Consider the following 18,923-nt stretch of genomic DNA (forward strand, 5'->3'; position numbering starts at 1 on the left):
TTCCCCTCTCCATTCGGCGCCGCGGACTCAGACGCGTCGGCGCCGGCTCCGGACGGTGATGGTGGCCCCGGCGCCCAGCAGCAGCGTGGCGAGCAGCGCCATGCCGCCGGCGGCGTCCCCTCCCCCGCCGGTCGCGGCCAGCGCGCGGATCGACACCGCCTGCCAGCCGATGACATCGCCGTCGGCGTCCTGGACGATGAGGCGGTGGCTGCCGGTCACCCCGGCGGGCAGAGTTGCAGACACGTTGCCCGCCGCATCCACCTGATGCCAGCCCAGGAACACCGGGTCGGAGCGGAGCCAGACCGCGACCCACTGGCCGGAGTACTGTGTCCCCACGTGGATCGTGATGAGCCCGCCGGCGAAGATCTGGTCCAGAACTCGGATGGCGTTCTGTAGCGCCGCGATCAGCGCCGACACGGGAGCGGTTACACCGGGCACGGCGGGCGGTGCCGGGTGGCCGGGGACCGGGGGCTCGCCCGTTCCCGGAAGGCCGCCCCCGGGCTCACCCGTCTGAGCGAGCACCGTGATCGGGACCCGCACCTCGGTGCCACTGTCGGGGGCCGTGAGGAGCACCTCGACGGGGCCGGATGCGGTGGCGGGCACCGTGATCGACACGGTCGCGGATCCGTTCGTCACGGGGATCGGCGGGTAGATCGTGTCGCCGATCTGCGCCTCCAGCGTGCTGTTCGCGGGAGATCCGAGCGAGGTGAGGTCGAGTCCCGCCACCGTGAAGGTCACGGTGGCGCCCGCGGCGACGGTCTCGGGGACCCCGGTCACCTGGGCGCTGCGGCTGGCGAAATCGGGCGAGACGGGTGAGTTGTCGCTCAGGTACGCGATCCAGGCGTCACGATCGATGAGCCCCGAGTCGCGGGTGTCGGTGCCCTCCGCGAGCGTCGTGAAGTTGTCTCCACCGGTCAGCAGGAAGTTGAACGAGCCAACGCGGTACGACGCCGCCGGGTCGATCGCCTGACCGTCGATCCAGATGCCGGTGATCCGCTGGCCGCGCGGGGCGGACGGGTCGGAGGTGTACGACACATTGGCGGAGACGCCCAGCTGCAGGTACGGCCGGGAAGAGCCATCGGGCTGCCACTGCTCTTCGAGGACGTCCTTGAACTGCGCACCGGTGAGGGTGGTCGTCCAGAGGTTGTTCACAAAGGGCAGTACCGCGTTGGCCTCGGCGTAAGTGATCACCCCGTCGGCGCCGGTGAACAGGTCGGCACGGAGGCCGCCCGGGTTCACGAGGCCGATCTGCGCCCCACCGCGTTCCGGTGCCGATAGTGAGGCGACCAGCGAATCCGCGACGAGGTTTCCGAGAGTCGACTGCGCAGCCCGGTTGTCACGACCCTGCGGGACACCGTCCTTGACGGGAACCGTGTAGCCGTCGGGTGAGGAGGTACCGCCGGTGTATGCCGTCGTGATGTCCGCCGTGACGGACCCGATGGGCCGGCCACCGATCTCGTCGGCCGCGGCGAGAGCCGCATCCACGATCTGCTTCACCTCGGCCACGCGGGGGTACGTCTGGGCGAGGGTCGCATCGTCTGCGCTCGTGCGAGCGACGTTCCCGGCGGTGTACGACAGCACGTCCCCGGTCTCGCCGTCCAGCTGCAGCACCACCTGACCGATGTTCTCGCCGTAGTTCCCGGTCTGCACGATCGGCCGGGTGCGGTCGGTGCCGGGCACCGGGGCATCCCAGGCGTAGAACTTGTGGGTGTGGCCGGTGAAGATGACATCCACCGCGGCGGAGGTCTCCGTAACGATCTCGGCGAACGCGCCGCCGAGGGCGAGCTCGTCGTCGAGGTCGTGCATCGTCGAGGCACTGTCCACGGCTCCCTCGTGGTATTCGGCGATGAGCACATCCGCCTCGCCGTTGCCGGGGTTGCCGTCGGTCAGCGCCGCCGCGACCCGATTGACCGCCTCGACGGGGTCGCCGAACTCGAGGTCCGCGATGCCGTCGGGTGAGACCAGGGATGCGGTTTCCTCGGTCACGGCGCCGATCACAGCGACGGTGAGACCGTCCACCTCGAGGGTGGCGAACTCGGGCAGCACCGGCTCGGTGGTGCCCTTCGTGTACACGTTCGCCCCGAGATAGGGGAAGTCGGCCTCGTCGGACACGCGGCCGAGCAGGTCGTCGATCCCCTGATCGAACTCGTGGTTCCCGACACCCGACGCCCGCAGGTCGAGCGCATCAAGGACGTCAAGGGTCGGCTGGTCGCCGGCGACCGCCGAGGCGAAGAGCGAGGCGCCGATGTTGTCGCCGCCGGAGAGGAACAGGGTGTTCTCGTCACCGTACTGCGCGCGCAGCTGCTCGACCGTGCCCGCGAACTTCACCGTGTTCGCGTCGATTCGGCCGTGGAAGTCGTTGATGTTGAGCAGGTTCAACGTGACATCCGGCGCCGCGTCCGGCAGATCGACGCCGACCACGATCGGGTCGTGATCGCTGGATCGGTAGGGCGAGTCGTCGTAGAAATCGGTGACGTTGTAGTTGTACCGGCTGTATTCGAGAGCGATCGATTCGCCGGAGTTGATGTTCCAGATGTCCACCCCGGTGACCGCGGCGTCCGCAGCGGGCGAGGCGAGCACGTGGTCGAGCGAGCCGACCGCGCCGTCGAACGAATACGTGTACTTGCCGGTCTTCGAGCCTTGGTCGACATATCCCGCCCCCGTGAGCACCCGGATCGGGTCCTCCTGCGTGTAGGCGTTGAAGTCGCCGATGAGGAACACCCGGTCTGTGCCCGCCGTGTCCTGCATCGCGTCGGAGAAGTCGATCAGCGCCTCCGCCTGCGCGACGCGGGAAGCGTTGGATCCCCCCTGTCCGTCGCCCGTGTCGGCGTCCGCGCCTGTGCCGGAGCCTTTCGACTTGAAATGGTTCACGATGGCGACGAAGGCGTCGTCCGGGCTGCCCCCTGCGCCGGTGAAGGCCTGCGCGAGCGGCGGCCGGGCGTTGTCGAACGCCGCATCGTCGTCGATGACCGCGTCCCCGACGGGCTCGACCGCGGCCACCTTGTAGATGAAGGCGGTACGGATGACGTCCTCGCCGCCGGGCACGGCGGCCGGCGAGGGCACGTACGCCCACTCCTCGGCACCGAGGTCTGCGTTGAGGGCGGCCACGAGGGTCGCGACAGCGGCGTCCCGCTCCTCGCCCGCGATGGTCGAGTTCTCGATCTCCTCGAGCGAGACGACCTCGGCGTCCAGCGCGTTGATGGCGGCGACGATCTTGGCCTGCTGGCGCGAAAGGTTCACGTCGTCGGCGGCGCCACGCACCCCGGGACCGGCGGTGCAGGTGTTGACCGTGATGTGGTTGCCCGCACGATCGTTGTAGTACGAGCACGTGGCACCCGCGGCCACCGCATCCTCCCCCGTGGTGGGGAAGTAGTTCAACACGTTGAAGCCGGCGATCTGGATGTCCCCGCCGACATCAGCGGGCGACGCGGTGCGGGTGTTCTCGAAGGTCGCGGGCTGCACCTGGGCGGCGTTGGCTACCGTCAGCTGCTGGGTGGGCTGGAAGTTCCACAGGCCGTTGCGGTAGTCGAGGACGACCGGCTGGGTGAAGGTGACGTCCGCGCCGACCCGTACCGGTGCCGTGGTGGAGAGGTAGGGCAGCGGGATCGATTTGTTTGCGGCGGAGTTGAAGTTGAGTGAGGCTCCGTCGTCGAGGGTCACCGCGCGCGCCGCGTTGTCGGCCACTGAGGCGTCATAGGCGTCGGTGCCGGGCGCCGCGATCTCGGTCGGCGTGAGAAGTGGGCTCGTTCCGGCCGCCAGGCCGATCGAGGCGTAGTAGTTGGTGTCGTAGGTGTCACTCACGGTGAACGCGCCCTGCGGTGCGAGCAGCATCCCCTCCAGTGCCTCACGAGCGGCGTCCGTGGTGGGCCAACCGACGGATGCGGGGGTGACGGCGTCGGCCGGCTCGTCGAGGACCGCGACGTTCGCCGCGGTGGGCGAGATCTGCGTCATGCCGTTGTATTCCGAGACCGCTCCGGTCACCTCGACATGATCGCCGACGGCGACCTTCGCGACCGCGGACGAGCCGTAGACGAACACGGCATCCGAGGCGCCCGGAGTGGTGGCCTCAGACCCGCCGGTACCGGGGGTCTGCAGGTAGAAGCCGTTGAACCCGCCCGAGGGGTAGGCGGCGGTGACCACGCCCCGGGCGGTGATGGTCTGCCCGGCGAGTGGGCTCGTGTCCCCGGAGCCCTGGATCGCGGCGATCGGGGTGACGTCAGCGGGCGCCGTGGCGGTCGGGGAGGGCGACGGGGCCGCCGTATCCGTCGGTGTCGGCGACGGGCTGCCGGTCTCCGTGGGCGTGGGCGTCGGAGTGGGAGTCGCCCCGGATGAGGCCTGGGGGGTCACGGTCGTCGACACCGTGATGTCGACGGCGTTGTCGTCCGTGTCGGCGAAACCCGTGCGCACGAGCGAGTTCGGCGTGCTGTTGCCGCCCGCATCCGGACCCGCCGCCGTCTCGAACGTGTTGGCGGCGCCGTAGCCGATCAGGTCGATGACGTTCGCGGCGCCCGCCACGTCGCCGATGCCGGGGTTCAGCGCGGTCGCCGTGTCGGCGAGCCAGACGACGCCGTTCTGGCCCCCCGGGTTGAACGAGGTCACCTGGTCCGCGGCGGGCAACGCGGCGCCGTTCGCGGCGTTCTGCGCGCCCTGCACGAGGAAGTAGTCACCGGGCTGGATCGTGCCGCTCAGCGCGACGACGGCGTTCGCCGCATCCGTCCCGGTCGCGGAGCGGTACTGCAGCGACCAACCGGTGAGGTCCTGCGCGGTCTCGCCGGCGTTGTACAGCTCGATGAACTTGTTCAGATAGGGCGCGCCGCTGCTTCCCCCCTTGAGGTACGCCTCGTTGATGAGGACATCCGCCGGGGTGGCGGCGGACGCGGGGAGCGGAGTGAGCAGTGCAGCGGCGAGCACCGCTCCGGTTGCCGCTGCTGCGCGTGCCGTGACGCGGCGGCCCTGTGAGGCGAACATGAGTCTCCTGAGAATTTCGGGGGGGAAGGAACTCTCAGAGGCTAGATCGCGCTCCGAACCGACGCGTGAGGGACCTATGACGATCGTGTGAACAGCACGGGAGACTTCTCTCATCCCCGATTCACGCACATCGGGATGCACGAAGACCCCCGGATGCCGCAGCATCCAGGGGCCTTCGACGCAGTAAGAGGTCTTACTTGAGGGTGACGGTCGCGCCGGCCTCTTCGAGAGCGGCCTTGGCCTTCTCGGCGGCTTCCTTGGTCGCGCCCTCGAGCACGGCCTTCGGGGCACCGTCGACGACAGCCTTGGCCTCGCCGAGGCCCAGCGAGGTGAGCTCGCGGACCGTCTTGATGACCTGGATCTTCTTGTCGCCAGCAGCCTCGAGGATGACGTCGAAGGAGTCCTTCTCCTCAACCTCTTCAGCAGCAGCGCCGCCCGCGCCACCGGCGACGGCGACGGGAGCAGCAGCGGTGACGTCGAACTTCTCCTCGAACGCCTTCACGAAATCGCTGAGCTCGACGAGCGTCAGGCCGGCAAACTGCTCGAGCAGCTCCTCAGTGGTGAGCTTCGCCATGATGTATCTCCTAGATAGATGGGGTTTGTGGGAAAGAAATCGCCGGTCGCTTACGCGGCCTCAGCGGTCTCCAGCTTTTCGCGAAGCGCGTCGATGGTGGCGGCAGCCTTGCCCATCGTCGCCTTCATCATGCCCGCAGCCTTCGCCAGCAGAACCTCACGGCTCTCGAGCGAGGCGTACTTGTTGACCTCGTCGGCGTCGAGGGGCTTGCCCTCGAACATGCCGCCCTTGATCACAAGAAGCGGGTTGGCCTTGGCGAAGTCACGCAGAGCCTTGGCAGTGGCGACGAAGTCACCGTGCACGAACGCGACAGCCGACGGACCCTTGAGGTCGTCATCCAGCGCGGTGATCCCCGCGTTGTTCGCGGCGATCTTGGTCAGCGTGTTCTTCACCACGGCGTACTGCGCGTCCTGACGGATGGTGTTACGCAGCTGCTTGAGCTGGGCAACCGTCAGACCGCGGTACTCGGTCAGCAGGACGGCGTTCGAGTTCTCGAAGTTCTTCGTGAGCTCGGCGACCGATGCATCCTTCTGCGCCATGGTCACTCCTTGGTGTGTACGAGGCGTCCCACGGTGGTGAGACGCCGGCCTCGACCCGCAGACGACAAAAGCTCCGGCGCAAGGGCACGGAGCTTCATTCGGGAGAACCCGGGGAGACATTCGTACACCTGCGCGGGCCCCTGCGTTGCAGAGCTTCGATCGACATGCATTCTCACGCACGACGATGACCAGCGGTCTTCGGCTTCCCCCACCATACCTCGCCCATCCCGCATCCCCAAATCCCGACCCTCTCCCCTCCTTTCCTCTCCCCCAGCGCGTCACGAGTTTCGGGCATGTCGCGATATTCGGGCCCGGATGCGGGAGACCCTCCGAATCTGGCGACATGTCCGAATCTGGCGACATGTCCGAATCTCGCGCCATGCGATCCGGGCACTCGGCACTCGCGGGCGGGTCGGACGGAGAGAGCGGGAGAGGGCGCGTACGCTCGGAGGGTGACCCCGGAACTCGCCGCCCGCATCGTCGCGGACTCCCGCGATCGGGTCGCCTGGATCCGGGCGCGGTCCCGCGGGATCACCGCGACGGACGTCGCAAGCCTCACCAGCGAACGGGCGATCGCCCGCGCCGCGGATGCCAAGCTCGGCGGCGGGGCACGCTTCTCCGGCAACGCGTACACCGCCCACGGCCGCCGCCGCGAGCCTGAGATCGCCGCCTGGGTCGCCGCCACCCACGGCATCAACCCGTCGTCGGCGCTGTTCCATGCCGCGGCCGAGAAGCGCCACCTCGCGACCCCCGACGGCGTCGGCACGGATGCGGACGGCCGCATCCTGCTCGCGGAGATCAAGACCACGAACAAGGCCTGGCGCTCCATCCCCCGCGGGTATCTGCGACAGGTGTGGTGGCAGCAGTACGTGCTCGGCGCCGAGCGCACGCTCGTCGCCTGGGAGCAGCACGACGACTTCGTGCCCGTGGGCGACGAGCCCCGCTGCGCGTGGGTCGATCGCGACGAGACCGAGATCGCGCGGCTCGTCGGACTCGCCACCGCGCTCATCGACGAGCTCTACCGGCGCACCCACGCCCGCCCGGCATCGACCGCGGATGCGGCCCGCGGCGCGTCCGCATCCCTCATCTCGGCACCGGTCACCCCGGCGACGGCGCGCCCGCGCGACGCCTATCGCGCGCTCGCCCTCATCGCCGAATAGTCGACGCGACCCGTCCACCGGCGGCGACCGCGGATCGGCCACGCTGATTGTTGACCTGCCTCAACCTTTCCCCTACAGTTGACCCCGCTCAACTTTTGACGTTGGTCAACTGTCGCGTCGATGATGCCGCATCCCCCTCCCCGCCGTTTCGAAGGATCCTGCATGTCTTCAGTTCCCGCCGCGCCGCCGGCGATGTCCCAGCGCCGAGTGCTGGAGGCCCTCTCCGGCCTCCTGCTCGGCATGTTCGTGTCGATGCTGGCCTCGACCGTGGTGTCCACGTCGCTGCCCGTCATCATCCACGACCTCGACGGCGACCAGAGCGCCTTCACCTGGGTCGTCACGGCGACCCTACTGACGACGGCGATCTCGACCCCGATCTGGGGCAAGCTCGCCGACCTGTTCAACCGCAAGGTGCTGTTCCAGCTCGCGATCGTCATCTTCGTCGTCGCGACCGCGATCGCCGGGTTCTCACAGGACCCGACGATGCTGATCGCCTGCCGCGCCGTGCAGGGTCTCGGTGCCGGTGGCCTCGCCGCCCTCAGCCAGGTGCTGATGGCCGACATCATCAGCCCGCGTGAGCGTGGCCGCTACATGGGCCTGTTCGGTGCCGTCATGGCGGTCTCCACCGTCGGCGGTCCGCTGCTCGGTGGCCTCATCACCGACGCGTGGGGCTGGCGCTGGAACTTCTACGTCGCGCTCCCCTTCGCCGTCGCCGCGCTGATCATCGTGCAGCGGACGCTGAAGATCATCCCGCGCGCGAAGAAGAAGACCTCGATCGACTACGTCGGTATCGTGCTGCTGGCCGCGGCAGTCTCGCTGCTGCTCATCTGGGTGACCCTCGCCGGCGACTCGTTCGACTGGTGGAGCACCGAGACCATGTGGATGGTCGGCGGCGCCATCGTCGCGACCGCGCTGTTCATCGTGGTGGAGCTGCGCTCCAAGGAGCCGCTCATCCCGTTGACCCTCTTCCGCAACCCCACCTTCACGCTGTCGGTGATCGCCTCCATCTCCACCGGCATCGCGATGTTCGGCGCCTCGGTGTACCTGGGTCAGTACATGCAGCTCGCCCGTGGCGCCACGCCCACCGAAGCCGGCCTCATGACCATCCCGATGATCGCGGGCCTGCTGGTGTGCTCGATCGTGGTCGGTGCCCTCATCACCCGGTGGGGTCGCTGGAAGCCGTTCCTCATCTTCGGCGCCGTCCTGCTCATCGCCGGCTCGTACCTGCTGTCGACCATCCACTACGACACCAACTTCGCCCTCGTGTCGCTCTACATGTTCCTGCTCGGCGCCGGCGTCGGCATGACCATGCAGAACCTGGTGCTCGTCGTGCAGAACACCGCCAAGCCCACCGAGGTCGGCGTCGCCAGCTCCGGGGTCACGTTCTTCCGGAGCCTCGGCGGCACGATCGGCGTGGCCGTCATGGGTGCCGCGCTCGCCACGCGTGTGACCGACCTCATGGGCGAGCGCTCCGACGACATCATGGCCGCGATCGCGGGGCTGGGCGAGAACGGCCCGAAATGGGCCGAGGCGCTCGCCTCCGGGTCGCTGCCGACCGTGTCCACCATGCCCGACTCCCTGCGTGTCATCATTGAGGACATCTACGCCAACGGCATCTCCCACGCGTTCCTCATCGGCGTGCCGGTCGCGGTGCTGAGCCTGCTCGCCATCGTGTTCCTGCCCAACAAGCCACTGACCACCATGACGACATCCGAGCGGATCTCCGCCAGCGAGGCCGACCTCGCGACAGTCTCCGTGCCCGAGGCCATGGAAGCGCTCGCCGGGACCGGCAGCATCCGGCTGCCCTCGGCGTCGGATGCGGCCCGCGGAAGCAGCGAGTCCGAGACGCGATGACCGAGGCTCCGGCGGACCGCCCCGGCGACGACACTCGTCGCCGGGCGGTCGGCGACCTCGAAGAGGCGTTCGCGCACCTGATGGGCGAGTTCCGGCGCGTGTACGCGCAGACTGCCGCGACCGCCAGCCCCGGGATGCTGCCGGCGACCTTCAAGACCCTCACCTGGATCGACCGGCTGGGACCGATCACCCAGTCATGCCTGGCCGAGAAGATCCCGGCAGACAAGGGCCTCGTCAGTCGCCAGGTGTCGGAGCTCGAGGCGCTCGGCATGGTGGCTCGCACCCCTGATCCGGAGGACGGACGCGCGCGCCTCATCGAGACGACGCCGTTCGGCACGGAACGGCTCACCGCCGCCCGCGAGCCCTACAAAGAGATGCTCATGTCGGCCCTCGGCGACTGGCCGCTGGCGTCCATCGACCGGCTCACCACGCTCGTGCACGCGCTGGCGGACGGCGCGGTCCCGCATCCGGATTCCACCGATGCCTGGCCGGAGGCACCCGACTCCGCCTCGTAGTGGCGACGTAACACCGTCGAGACAATGGCGCGCTTGACTGGGGTCTGCATCCCCCGGCACGCGTTGCCATCGTCGACACGCACGTGGAAGGAGTCTCCGATGCGATCTCGTCCACTGCGCACCGCATCCTCACCCCTCGCCCCGTCCGAGGCGGCACCCCCCGTGCCGGACCGGATGCGGGCGGCGCTCATCGACCGCACTGGCGCGCCCGAGGTGCTGCACAGCGCCGAGGTCGACGTGCCGCATCCCGTGCTGGGTGAACTGCTCGTGCGCGTGGTCGCCGCGGGCGTCAACCCGATCGATGCGAAGACCCGCGCCGGCGCCGGGGTGTCCGCGCACCTCACCCTTCCGGCCGTGCTGGGGTTCGATTTCAGCGGCGTGGTCGTCCGCACCCCCTACGAGGCGCACCCGCTGCCGGTGGGAACCGAGGTCTACGGCATGGTGCCGTTCCCCCGCTCAGGGGGCTCGTACGCGGAGTACGTCGTCGTGCCGTCGCAGTCGGTGACGCGCAAGCCCGCCGCGCTCTCCCACGTCGAGGCCGCCGGTGTGCCACTCGCCGCCCTCACGGCGTGGGGACTGGTGGTCGAGACCGCCCATGCGCATGAGGGCCAGCGGTTGCTGATCCACGCCGGCGCGGGAGGCGTCGGCCATTTCGCCGTGCAGCTCGCGGCCTACTTCGGTGCGCACGTGATCGCCACCTCCTCCGCGAACAACGCCGCGTGGTTGCACGAGCTCGGTGCCGCGCAGGTCATCGACCACACGTCGGAACGCTTCGAGGAGATCCTCCGGGACGTCGACGTCGTCATCGATCTCGTCGGCAACGCCCAGGGCGATGACACCGGAACGCGATCCATGCAGGTCATCCGCCCCGGCGGCCTCTACATCAACGTGCCGACCGGCTCCTGGCCGGGGTTCCTCGATGCGGCGGCGACGGCGGGTGTGCGAGCCACGTCCTACCGGGTGATCCCGGACGGCGACGTGCTGGCGACTCTCGCGCGCCTGCTCGACTCGCGGTCGATTCAGGTCTTCATCCACGAGGTGTTCCCGCTGGATGACGCCGGCGCCGCCCACGCGGCACTCGAACAGGGCCGCACCCGCGGCAAGACGGTGCTGCAGATCAGCGAGGACTGAGCGCCACCGCCGCTCGCGCGGCGATGGCGTCGGCGACCGCATCCAGGGTCTCCGAGCGCAGGTTCCACTGCTGCCAGTAGAGCGGCACCCGGATGGACATTCCCCCGATCGGCACGAGCGCGCCCTCCTCGAGCGCCTCGCGCGCCTGCAGGTCGGGCAGCATCCCCCAGCCGAGGCCGAGCGAGACGGCCTGGGCGAAGTCGTGCGAGGCCGGCACATAGTGCCGCGGTGGCCTCGCGGGATCGACGCCCCGATCGCGCAGCCAGCGTGACTGCAGGTCGTCCTTGCGGTCGAAATCGACGAGCGGCGCGGCCACGAGCGCGTCCGCATCCGGATCCTTCTCCGGCGCTGGCGCGAGGAACCGCGCCACGTAGTCCGGAGTGGCGACCGCGCGGTAGACCATCACCCCGAGCGGACGCACCCGGCAGCCGGCAACCGGTTCCGCGCGCGAGGTGACGGCGGCCATGACGGTGCCACTCTCCAGGAGCTCCGCGGTGAAGTCCTGGTCGTCCCGGTGCAGGTCGAAGACCACCGGCAGATCCCGCGAGAGCGGAGCCAGGCCGCCGAGGAACCAGGTGCTGAGCGAATCCGCGTTCACCGCGATCGGGATGCTGATGCGCTCCTCCGCCCCGACCGCACCGCCGAGCGCCGTGAGCGTGTCCTGCTCCAGCAGCGCCGTCTGCCGGGCGAGCCGGACGATGAGCGAACCCGCCGGGGTGACGCGGGCAGGTTTACTGCGCACCAGCAGCACCTGCCCCACGCGTTGCTCGAGCTGCCGGATGCGCTGGCTGACGGCGGAGGGGGTCACGTGCAGCCGGCGCGCGGCCGCCTCCAACGTACCCTCGTCCACTACGGCGGCGAGAGTCCGTGCGAGGTCGGCGGGAAGCATCGACATAAGGACAGCTTAGGTGGATGCAGAATCCTGAACTGGGCTGAATCTGTCTGGAGCCCTACGGTCGAAGGGTGCTCGCCTCTCTCCTCGCCGGCCTCGGACTCGGCCTCTCGCTCATCGTCGCCATCGGCGCGCAGAACCTGTTCGTGCTGCGCCAGGGCCTGCGGCGGGAGTCCGTCGTGCTGGTGGCGGCGATCTGCGCCGCATCCGATGCGATCCTCATCGTGGTCGGAGTCTCGGGGTTGGGGGCGTTGCTGGCCGCGGCGCCGTGGCTCATCGAGGCGGTCCGGTGGGCGGGTGCGGTGTTCCTCGTGTCCTACGGGCTGCTCGCGGCACGGCGGGCGTGGCGACCCTCGGGGCAGACCCTGGCCACCGTCGACGAGGACCGGCCGACGGCACCCCACGCGAACGGCTCGGGTACGGCGACCCGCACACGCCGGAGCCGCACCGCCGTCGCGCTCACGTGCCTGGCGCTGACCTGGCTGAACCCGCACGTCTACCTCGACACGGTGTTCCTCCTCGGCGCCGTGGCCACCACGCACGGCGACCTGCGCTGGTGGTTCGCGGCGGGTGCCGTTCTCGGAAGCGTGCTCTGGTTCTTCGGGCTCGCCACCGGTGCTCGTTACCTCAGCCGCTGGCTGTCGACGCCCAGGGCGTGGCGCATTCTGGATGCGGCCATCGCGATCATGATGATCGCCCTCGGGATATCGCTGGTGCTCCCTCACTAAGCCGGCGCGCGGCAGCCGGCGTCGGGGACAGGATGGAGCCATGACACGCGTGAGGGTGACGGTGCGCGGCACCGTGCAGGGCGTCGGCTACCGCTACTCGCTGCGCCGGGTCGCCGACCGCGAGGGGGTGAGTGGCTGGGTGCGCAACCGCGCCGACGGCTCGGTCGCGGCGGAGCTCGAGGGAGAGACCGCCGCCGTCGAGGCGGTCCTCGCCTGGGCGGCAGCGGACCCCCCCCCTCCCCCCCCCCCGGAGCTCGGGTGACCGAGACGCAGGTGGCGGATGCCGCGCCCACCGGCGAGGCCGGCTTCGAGATTCGCGCCACGGGGTGACCCCGGGCGGCGCGGAACGCGGAAGGGCCCCGCCTGACGGCGGGGCCCTTCGATGCGAGACGAGCTCAGGCGAGCGCGTTGACGTCCAGCGGGATGCCGGGGCCGAACGTGGTCGACACCGCACCCTTCTGGATGTAACGGCCCTTGGCGCTCGACGGCTTCAACCGGACGACCTCATCGATCGCGGCGGTGATGTTCTCGAGCAGCTGGTCGGCCGTGAACGAGGCCTTGCCGATGATGAAGTGCACGTTGGCGTGCTTGTCGACGCGGAACTCGATCTTGCCGCCCTTGATCTCCTCGACGGCCTTGGCCGGGTTGGGGGTCACGGTGCCGGTCTTCGGGTTCGGCATGAGGCCGCGGGGTCCGAGGACCTTACCGAGGCGACCGACCTGGCCCATGAGCTCCGGGGTGGAGACGGCTGCGTCGAAGTCGGTCCAGCCGCCGGCGACACGCTCGATGAGCTCGCCGCCACCGACCTCGTCCGCACCGGCCGCGATGGCGGCTTCGGCGGCGGGGCCGGTCGCGAACACGATGACGCGAGCGGTCTTACCGGTACCGTGCGGCAGCATGACGGTGCCGCGCACCATCTGGTCTGCCTTGCGCGGGTCGACGGCGAGCTTCAGCGCGACCTCGACGGTGGAGTCGAACTTCTTCGACCCGGTCTCCTTCGCCAGTGCGACGGCGTCAGAGGTGGAGTAGAAGCTGGAGCGGTCGATCTTGGCGGCCGCTGCTTCGTATGCCTTGGACTTGGTAGCCATGTTCGTTATCCCCTTAGTCCTCGACCGTGATGCCCATGGAACGGGCGGTGCCGGCGATGATCTTCGAGGCGGCCTCGATGTCGTTCGCGTTCAGGTCAGGCTGCTTGGCCTCGGCGATCTCGCGCACCTGAGCCTTGGTCAGCTTCGCGACCTTGGTGGTGTGCGGGGTCGCCGAACCCTTGGCGACGCCAGCCGCCTTCTTGATCAGCTCGGCTGCCGGGGGCGTCTTCAGGATGAACGTTAAGCTGCGGTCCTCGTAGACGGTGATCTCGACGGGGATGACGTTGCCGCGCTGGGCCTCGGTCGCCGCGTTGTACGCCTTGCAGAACTCCATGATGTTGACGCCGTGCTGACCGAGCGCGGGGCCGATCGGCGGCGCCGGGTTGGCAGCGCCGGCCTTGATCTGGAGCTTGATCAGGCCGGTCACCTTCTTCTTGGGTGCCATGTGTTTTCCTTTCGTCGAACGGGATGCGGCTGCATCCGGTTCTCCCGCACGTCCGGCGTTTCCGGACAGCGGTTCTCCCGGGCGGACCCGGGAAGTCTGTTAGAGCTTGGTGACCTGGTCGAACGACAGCTCGACCGGGGTCTCACGTTCGAACAGCGACACGAGGACGGTGAGCTTGCCGCTCTCCGGCTTGATCTCGCTGATGCTGCCGGGAAGACCCGCGAACGAGCCCTCCTTGATCGTGATGGTCTCGCCGATCTCGTAGTCGACCTCGGCCGGGATGACCCGGGCCTGGGTGGGCGAGCCCTTGGCGGCGCCGCCCTTGGCGGGGGCCGTCTCGGTGATCTGCACGAGAGACTTCAGCATGTTGAAGGCCTCTTCGAAACGGAGCGGCGTGGGGTTGTGCGCGTTACCCACGAACCCGGTGACACCGGGGGTGTGACGCACGACCGACCAGGTGTCCTCGTTGAGTTCCATGCGAACGAGCACGTAGCCGGGGATCCGGACGCGCGTAACCATCTTGCGCTGGCCGTTCTTGATCTCGACGACGTCCTCCATGGGGACCTCGACCTGGTAGATGTCCTCTTCGACCTCGAGCGTGGACTTGCGCTGCTCGATGTTGGCCTTCACCTTGCGCTCGAAGCCGGCATAGGAGTGGATGACGTACCACTTGCCGGGCAGAGCGCGAAGTTCGGTGCGGAACGCCTCGTACGGGTCGACGTCGGCGTCCTCGTCGTCCTCGGCGGACTCGTCGTCCTCAACCGACTCGACGACATCGGCCGCGGTAGCGACCTCGTCGACGAACTCGGCGTCGAGCACGGGAGCGTCAGGCTCACCGTTCACGTCGGGGCCGTCGTAGGGGGTGACCTCGTCGGCCGCCTCCGCCTCGCGCTCGGCCTCATCCTCGGCGAGGGCGTCGGTGAGCACCTCCGCGGCGGCTTCGGCTTCCGCAGCCTGGTCGATCTCGAGTGCGTCGTTCACGATGGCGTCGGCCTCCGGGTCGTCGATGTCGATGTCCTCACTGCCTTCGATGTCGTCGTTCTCGTCGTCGTCCTCGACGTGCACAGCGAGGTGCTCCGCAGACTCCGACGCGCGCTCCTGGACAGCGAGGATGCTGCCTTCCTGCGCCTCGTCGTCCTCACTGGACTGCTCGGCGGCGGTCGCCCAATCGATGTCGTCGCGATACTTCTCAGACACTTGCGTACTCTCTCGTTCCTACTGCGGCGGGGGCCGCGTCGGGGGTCAGGCCGTGCCGACCGGGGTGCCGAAGACCACCGTCGTCAACCAGACGAACAGTGTGTCGAGGCCGTAGACCACGGCCATCATCACGACGACGAAGCCGAGTACGACCGCCGTGAACTTCAGCAGCTCCTTGCGGGTCGGTGTGACGACCTTGCGGAGTTCGGCGAAAACCTGACGGATGAAGACGACGATGCGTGCGAAGAAGTTCGGCTTCTTCTCCCGCGTGCCGCCGCTGGACGCGACGACTTCGCCCTTCGAGGCGTCCTGGACCATGAACCCACCTGAATCGCTTACCGTGTGTCAGCATGCGCTGACGCGCAGGGCGGACAGGAATCGAACCTGCAACCTGCGGTTTTGGAGACCGCTGCTCTGCCAATTGAGCTACCGCCCTAGAGGTCCGGAGACCTCGAGCCCGCACTCCAGCCGTGATCCTTGTTGGGGGACGCCCAGACGCGGGCACGGCGAAAGAATGCAGACTTCAACTGCATGATTCAGTGTACGGCATGGGCAGACCGGTCGCGAATGCGGCCGGTCACGCCAGGCACGGCGTGAACACGGCGACCGTGACGATCGAGCCCGCCGCAGTGACCGAGACGACGATCCCGTCGTCGTCCGCCCACGCTCGCTGGGTGAGGTCCCGGTCGGTGCCGATGGCGTCCCATCGCTCCGCATCCAGCCGGTCGCCGACCGTGTCGAATACGTCGGCGACGTCGCTCTCCTCCGCCTCGATGGCGAGGGTTCCGGTCGCGACATAGGCGCGCTGGAGCGCCTCGTCCCGGTCGGGACAGGCGACCTCTGCCGGCGGGGCGACCTCGAGGGTACGGAGGGTCTGCGCGTCCAGCTCCCCGGTGGCATCGACGAGTTCGGTGAAGAGCGCCTCCGCACTCTTCGTGACCACCTCGGGGTCGGGTCCCGCGCACGCCGCGAGTGCGAAAACGAGCGCACCGCATCCGGCGAGCGCGGTCAGGCGGGGCAGGGTGCGGGTCACGGCCGGATCACCTCGCGGACCTCATAGTCCGCGGCGACCGGTTCACTCACCCGCACCCCGAGCGCGGCGAGCTGGTCTCGCAGCCATCCCTCGTACCAGCCGTCGACGTCGCAGGGCGAGGAGGAGTCCGCGTAGTCGTCCCGGTCGATGCCGTAGACCGCCACCGCACGGCAGCTGGCATCGCTCTCCACCACGCCGACGTAGGAGTCGTGCCCGATGCCGCCGCGCTCTGCCGAGAGGAACAGCGCGTAGTAGTTCGCGTACTGGTACCAGTGCATCGCCTCGTGGACGAAGATCGGCCACACGAGCCGCTCGCCACCCGGTTCCCACGCCAGGAACAGCCAGTTGCGGAAGCGGGTGTCGTAGCATCCGCCAGCGCTGTAGCTGAAGGGATCGTCGCCCCCGTTGCTGTAGCCGCAGTTCTCCCCGCCCGCGTCGAAGAACACCTGGACGTCGGTGGCGCCGATCGAGTCCAGGAACCCCTGCCCATCCGGGTCGTCGCCCGGGATGCGGGTGCCGCCTGGATTCGCGCGGGAGGGCGCGGGCGCGTCGTTGGACTGCACCCACTCCTGCGCCCCCGCCTGGTCGGCCTGCCAGCCGGCGAGGTCGGTCCGGTACGCCTCCCGCTGCGCCGCGATCTGCGCGTCAGTCTCGGCTTGCGCCTCGACCGTCGTGGCGATCAGCTCCTGCTGCGACGACGTGAGGGCGCGTTCGGCGTCGGCGCGGAGGCGAGCCTCGTGGAGGAGCCACACACCCCCCGCGACCGCGGCCAGCACGAGCACGATCGCCAGGGCGAGGAACCAGGGCCACCGCCGTCGACGGCGTCGGGCCGGCGGATCCGCCCACTCGGCAGGAGGCGCGTCAGACACCGCCTCCTGTGTCTCCGGAACCTCGTCGCTCATCACGCCGAGGATAGCGGTGCGACGGTCTCAGGCGCTGTGGGTAGACCAGTCCGGTTCCGGTCCGCGGTGGAAGGCGCGTCCCGAAAGCGAGGTGGGAACGATGCGGACGTAGCTGAACTTCACCGTCGGGATCCACGGCCGCAACGGCAGGGCGTCTGCAGCGGCGACGTCCGCCGAGCTCTCCAGACGGTGGGCGGTGCCGCGAACGATCACGCTCCACGCCGCGTCGTCGGTGTGATCGTCGACTTCGAAGAGCACCTCGTCGTTGACCGTCAGCCCGAACAGCTTGCTCCCCTCGGCGGTGCGGAAGACCAGCCCGCCGTCATCGATGACGTAGTTCACCGGGAAGATGTCGAGCACCTCCCCCACGCGGATCACGAGGCGTCCGAGTTCCTGGGTGGCCAGCCGTTCCCAACACTGCGCGTCGTCCATCCGCTCGACCGCGTCGGATGCCGTTCCGTACTCGCTCATAGCCCCATCCTCCTCCGGGACGTGCACCCGCACCAGCGCGACCCTACGGCGCGGTACGCACCAGTTTCTTGTTCACGAACTCGTCGGCGCCGAGCAGCCCCATCTCGCGAGACGTACCGGAACGCTTCACGCCGCCGAAGGGAAGTTCGGGCGAGTCCGCGAGCACGCAGTTGATGTAAACCATGCCGGCATCGATCCGGTCGGCGACCCGATCGGCCTGCTCCGGATCGGTGGTGTACACGTACGATCCCAGCCCGTAGGTCGTGTCGTTGGCGAGCGCGACAGCCTCGTCCTCACCCGAGACGCGGTAGACCACCGCGGCGGGGCCGAACAGCTCCTGCCGGTACACGTCCATCTCCGGGGTCACATCGGTGAGCACGGTGGGCGGGAAGAACGCCCCGTCACGGTCGCCGCCGGCGACGAGACGGGCTCCCTGCGAGATGGCCGTTTCGACCTGCTCCGCCAGCCGCTCGGCGGCGGCGACCGACGACAGCGGGCCGAGGGTGGTGTCGGCCGCGAACGGGTCACCCATGACCTGCCCGGTCATCGCGGCGGTGAACTTCTCCAGGAACGCGTCGTAGAGGTCGTCGACGACGATGAAGCGCTTGGGCGCATTGCAGGACTGTCCGTTGTTGTCCAGCCGTGCCTCGACGGCCGCAGCCACGGTCGCGTCGAGGTCCGGGGTGGACAGCACGATGAACGGGTCGGAGCCACCGAGCTCCAGTGCGACCTTCTTGAGGTTGCGCCCGGCGGTCTCGGCCACCGCGGCGCCGGCACGCTCGGATCCCGTCACCGAGACGCCCTGCACGCGCGGGTCGGCGATGACGGCCGCTGCCTGCTCGTTGCTGATGCGCAGGTCGAGGTAGGCACCCTCGGGGAGGCCGGCATCCCGGTACATCTGCTCGATGGCGGCGGCCGACTCCGGGCACTGCGGGGCGTGCTTGAGCAGGATCGTGTTCCCGAGGATGAGGTTCGGGGCAGCGAACCGGGCGACCTGGTAGTACGGGAAGTTCCACGGCATGATGCCCAGCAGCACGCCGAGCGGGGCTTTGCGGACGACCGCGGTGCCCTCGCCGAGGATGTCGACCGGCTGATCGGCGGTGATCTTCTCCGCCTGGTCGGCGTAGAACTCGGTGATGTCCGCGGCGAAATCGACCTCCCCCTCGGCGTGCGAGAGGGGCTTGCCCATCTCGCGCACGATGATCGCCGCCAGCTCGTCCTTGCGTTCGCGGTGGAGCTCGGCGACCCGGCGCAGTCCCGCCGCGCGCTCGCTCACCGGAAGGGACCGCCACGTCCGGAAGGCCGCATCCGCCGCGGCGATGCGCTGTTCGAGTTCGGCGTCGGTGTGGCTCGGGTACGTCGCCTCCGTCTGACCGGTGGCGGGGTTCACGACCGCGTATTCGCTCATGCGTGCTCCTTCGTGTGA

18 protein-coding genes and 1 tRNA gene are annotated in these 18,923 nt (G+C 69.0%); 6 read left to right on the plus strand and 13 right to left on the minus strand.

Translation table 11 applies throughout. From position 1 onward, the window contains the following. Positions 1-27 precede the first annotated feature (27 nt). From NT132_RS10445 to rplJ, 3 genes are all read right to left on the minus strand, one after another. Positions 28-4,968, minus strand: coding sequence for an ExeM/NucH family extracellular endonuclease (locus tag NT132_RS10445; RefSeq protein WP_297788169.1), 4,941 nt, complete (start codon positions 4,966-4,968; stop codon positions 28-30). Positions 4,969-5,161: 193 nt separating this feature from the next. Further along, the gene (gene rplL / locus NT132_RS10450; RefSeq protein ID WP_297788171.1) at positions 5,162-5,542 is read right to left on the minus strand and encodes a 50S ribosomal protein L7/L12; all 381 of its coding nucleotides are present in this window, start codon (positions 5,540-5,542) and stop codon (positions 5,162-5,164) included. 50 nt (positions 5,543-5,592) lie between these two features. Next, positions 5,593-6,081, minus strand: coding sequence for a 50S ribosomal protein L10 (rplJ, locus tag NT132_RS10455; RefSeq protein WP_297788179.1), 489 nt, complete (start codon positions 6,079-6,081; stop codon positions 5,593-5,595). A 452-nt stretch (positions 6,082-6,533) separates the two neighbouring features. Between rplJ and NT132_RS10460 the strand changes: the two genes are divergently transcribed. The 4 genes from NT132_RS10460 (at position 6,534) to NT132_RS10475 (ending at position 10,741) form a co-directional block, all read left to right on the plus strand. Then, on the plus strand, positions 6,534-7,241 hold the full coding sequence (locus tag NT132_RS10460; protein WP_297788184.1) for a YqaJ viral recombinase family protein: 708 nt from the start codon (positions 6,534-6,536) through the stop codon (positions 7,239-7,241). A gap of 162 nt (positions 7,242-7,403) precedes the next feature. Then, positions 7,404-9,095, plus strand: a complete 1,692-nt coding sequence (locus tag NT132_RS10465; RefSeq protein ID WP_297788193.1) for an MDR family MFS transporter — start codon at positions 7,404-7,406, stop codon at positions 9,093-9,095. Next, a complete protein-coding gene (locus NT132_RS10470) occupies positions 9,092-9,610 on the plus strand; it encodes a MarR family transcriptional regulator (protein ID WP_297788200.1) in 519 nt (172 codons plus the stop codon). Before NT132_RS10465 ends, NT132_RS10470 begins: the two co-directional genes overlap by 4 nt. A 174-nt stretch (positions 9,611-9,784) precedes the next feature. Beyond that, complete coding sequence (locus tag NT132_RS10475; RefSeq protein WP_297788358.1) at positions 9,785-10,741, plus strand: NADP-dependent oxidoreductase; 957 nt, start codon at positions 9,785-9,787, stop codon at positions 10,739-10,741. Here the strand turns inward: NT132_RS10475 and NT132_RS10480 are convergent. Then, positions 10,728-11,636 (minus strand): LysR family transcriptional regulator ArgP, encoded by a 909-nt coding sequence (locus NT132_RS10480; RefSeq protein WP_297788202.1) that lies wholly within the window; start codon positions 11,634-11,636, stop codon positions 10,728-10,730. The genes NT132_RS10475 and NT132_RS10480 overlap by 14 nt on opposite strands. Before the next feature lie 68 nt (positions 11,637-11,704). Here NT132_RS10480 and NT132_RS10485 point away from each other — a divergent pair, with 68 nt between their 5' ends. Together NT132_RS10485 and NT132_RS10490 are read left to right on the plus strand one after the other, a co-directional pair. Beyond that, positions 11,705-12,361 carry a LysE/ArgO family amino acid transporter gene (locus NT132_RS10485; RefSeq protein WP_297788205.1) on the plus strand — a complete coding sequence of 219 codons (657 nt, stop codon included), beginning with the start codon at positions 11,705-11,707 and terminating at the stop codon, positions 12,359-12,361. 40 nt (positions 12,362-12,401) lie between these two features. Continuing rightward, positions 12,402-12,623 (plus strand): acylphosphatase, encoded by a 222-nt coding sequence (locus tag NT132_RS10490; protein WP_297788212.1) that lies wholly within the window; start codon positions 12,402-12,404, stop codon positions 12,621-12,623. 133 nt (positions 12,624-12,756) lie between these two features. Here NT132_RS10490 and rplA read toward each other — a convergent pair whose 3' ends face one another. From rplA to NT132_RS10535, 9 genes are all read right to left on the minus strand, one after another. Beyond that, complete coding sequence (gene rplA / locus NT132_RS10495; protein ID WP_297788215.1) at positions 12,757-13,449, minus strand: 50S ribosomal protein L1; 693 nt, start codon at positions 13,447-13,449, stop codon at positions 12,757-12,759. 13 nt (positions 13,450-13,462) lie between these two features. After that, positions 13,463-13,894, minus strand: a complete 432-nt coding sequence (rplK, locus tag NT132_RS10500; RefSeq protein WP_297788221.1) for a 50S ribosomal protein L11 — start codon at positions 13,892-13,894, stop codon at positions 13,463-13,465. Positions 13,895-13,993: 99 nt separating this feature from the next. Continuing rightward, on the minus strand, positions 13,994-15,091 hold the full coding sequence (nusG, locus tag NT132_RS10505) for a transcription termination/antitermination protein NusG (RefSeq protein WP_297788223.1): 1,098 nt from the start codon (positions 15,089-15,091) through the stop codon (positions 13,994-13,996). A gap of 45 nt (positions 15,092-15,136) precedes the next feature. Further along, positions 15,137-15,409 carry a preprotein translocase subunit SecE gene (gene secE / locus NT132_RS10510; RefSeq protein ID WP_297788231.1) on the minus strand — a complete coding sequence of 91 codons (273 nt, stop codon included), beginning with the start codon at positions 15,407-15,409 and terminating at the stop codon, positions 15,137-15,139. Between the two features lie 45 nt (positions 15,410-15,454). Then, positions 15,455-15,527: transfer RNA gene (locus NT132_RS10515), tRNA-Trp, on the minus strand. A gap of 141 nt (positions 15,528-15,668) precedes the next feature. Further along, positions 15,669-16,124: a hypothetical protein gene (locus tag NT132_RS10520; RefSeq protein WP_297788234.1), complete on the minus strand. Its 456-nt coding sequence runs from the start codon at positions 16,122-16,124 to the stop codon at positions 15,669-15,671. Beyond that, complete coding sequence (locus NT132_RS10525) at positions 16,121-17,026, minus strand: hypothetical protein (RefSeq protein ID WP_297788236.1); 906 nt, start codon at positions 17,024-17,026, stop codon at positions 16,121-16,123. The genes NT132_RS10520 and NT132_RS10525 overlap by 4 nt, the downstream gene beginning before the upstream one ends. 27 nt (positions 17,027-17,053) lie before the next feature. Beyond that, positions 17,054-17,497 carry a pyridoxamine 5'-phosphate oxidase family protein gene (locus NT132_RS10530; protein WP_297788237.1) on the minus strand — a complete coding sequence of 148 codons (444 nt, stop codon included), beginning with the start codon at positions 17,495-17,497 and terminating at the stop codon, positions 17,054-17,056. A 43-nt stretch (positions 17,498-17,540) separates the two neighbouring features. Continuing rightward, positions 17,541-18,905 carry an NAD-dependent succinate-semialdehyde dehydrogenase gene (locus NT132_RS10535; protein WP_297788239.1) on the minus strand — a complete coding sequence of 455 codons (1,365 nt, stop codon included), beginning with the start codon at positions 18,903-18,905 and terminating at the stop codon, positions 17,541-17,543. Positions 18,906-18,923 lie beyond the last annotated feature (18 nt).

It is taken from the genome of Microbacterium sp., assembly GCF_026393345.1.
Taxonomy (GTDB): domain Bacteria; phylum Actinomycetota; class Actinomycetes; order Actinomycetales; family Microbacteriaceae; genus Microbacterium.

Excerpts from the sequence above, each read along its gene's own strand:
- NT132_RS10445 (WP_297788169.1), bottom strand. The coding sequence starts at position 4,968 with ATGTTCGCCTCACAGGGCCGCCGCGTCACGGCACGCGCAGCAGCGGCA.
- rplL (WP_297788171.1), bottom strand. The coding sequence starts at position 5,542 with ATGGCGAAGCTCACCACTGAGGAGCTGCTCGAGCAGTTTGCCGGCCTG.
- rplJ (WP_297788179.1), bottom strand. The coding sequence starts at position 6,081 with ATGGCGCAGAAGGATGCATCGGTCGCCGAGCTCACGAAGAACTTCGAG.
- NT132_RS10465 (WP_297788193.1), top strand. The coding sequence starts at position 7,404 with ATGTCTTCAGTTCCCGCCGCGCCGCCGGCGATGTCCCAGCGCCGAGTG.
- NT132_RS10470 (WP_297788200.1), top strand. The coding sequence starts at position 9,092 with ATGACCGAGGCTCCGGCGGACCGCCCCGGCGACGACACTCGTCGCCGG.
- NT132_RS10475 (WP_297788358.1), top strand. The coding sequence starts at position 9,785 with ATGCGGGCGGCGCTCATCGACCGCACTGGCGCGCCCGAGGTGCTGCAC.
- NT132_RS10480 (WP_297788202.1), bottom strand. The coding sequence starts at position 11,636 with ATGTCGATGCTTCCCGCCGACCTCGCACGGACTCTCGCCGCCGTAGTG.
- NT132_RS10490 (WP_297788212.1), top strand. The coding sequence starts at position 12,402 with ATGACACGCGTGAGGGTGACGGTGCGCGGCACCGTGCAGGGCGTCGGC.
- rplA (WP_297788215.1), bottom strand. The coding sequence starts at position 13,449 with ATGGCTACCAAGTCCAAGGCATACGAAGCAGCGGCCGCCAAGATCGAC.
- rplK (WP_297788221.1), bottom strand. The coding sequence starts at position 13,894 with ATGGCACCCAAGAAGAAGGTGACCGGCCTGATCAAGCTCCAGATCAAG.
- secE (WP_297788231.1), bottom strand. The coding sequence starts at position 15,409 with ATGGTCCAGGACGCCTCGAAGGGCGAAGTCGTCGCGTCCAGCGGCGGC.
- NT132_RS10525 (WP_297788236.1), bottom strand. The coding sequence starts at position 17,026 with ATGAGCGACGAGGTTCCGGAGACACAGGAGGCGGTGTCTGACGCGCCT.
- NT132_RS10530 (WP_297788237.1), bottom strand. The coding sequence starts at position 17,497 with ATGAGCGAGTACGGAACGGCATCCGACGCGGTCGAGCGGATGGACGAC.
- NT132_RS10535 (WP_297788239.1), bottom strand. The coding sequence starts at position 18,905 with ATGAGCGAATACGCGGTCGTGAACCCCGCCACCGGTCAGACGGAGGCG.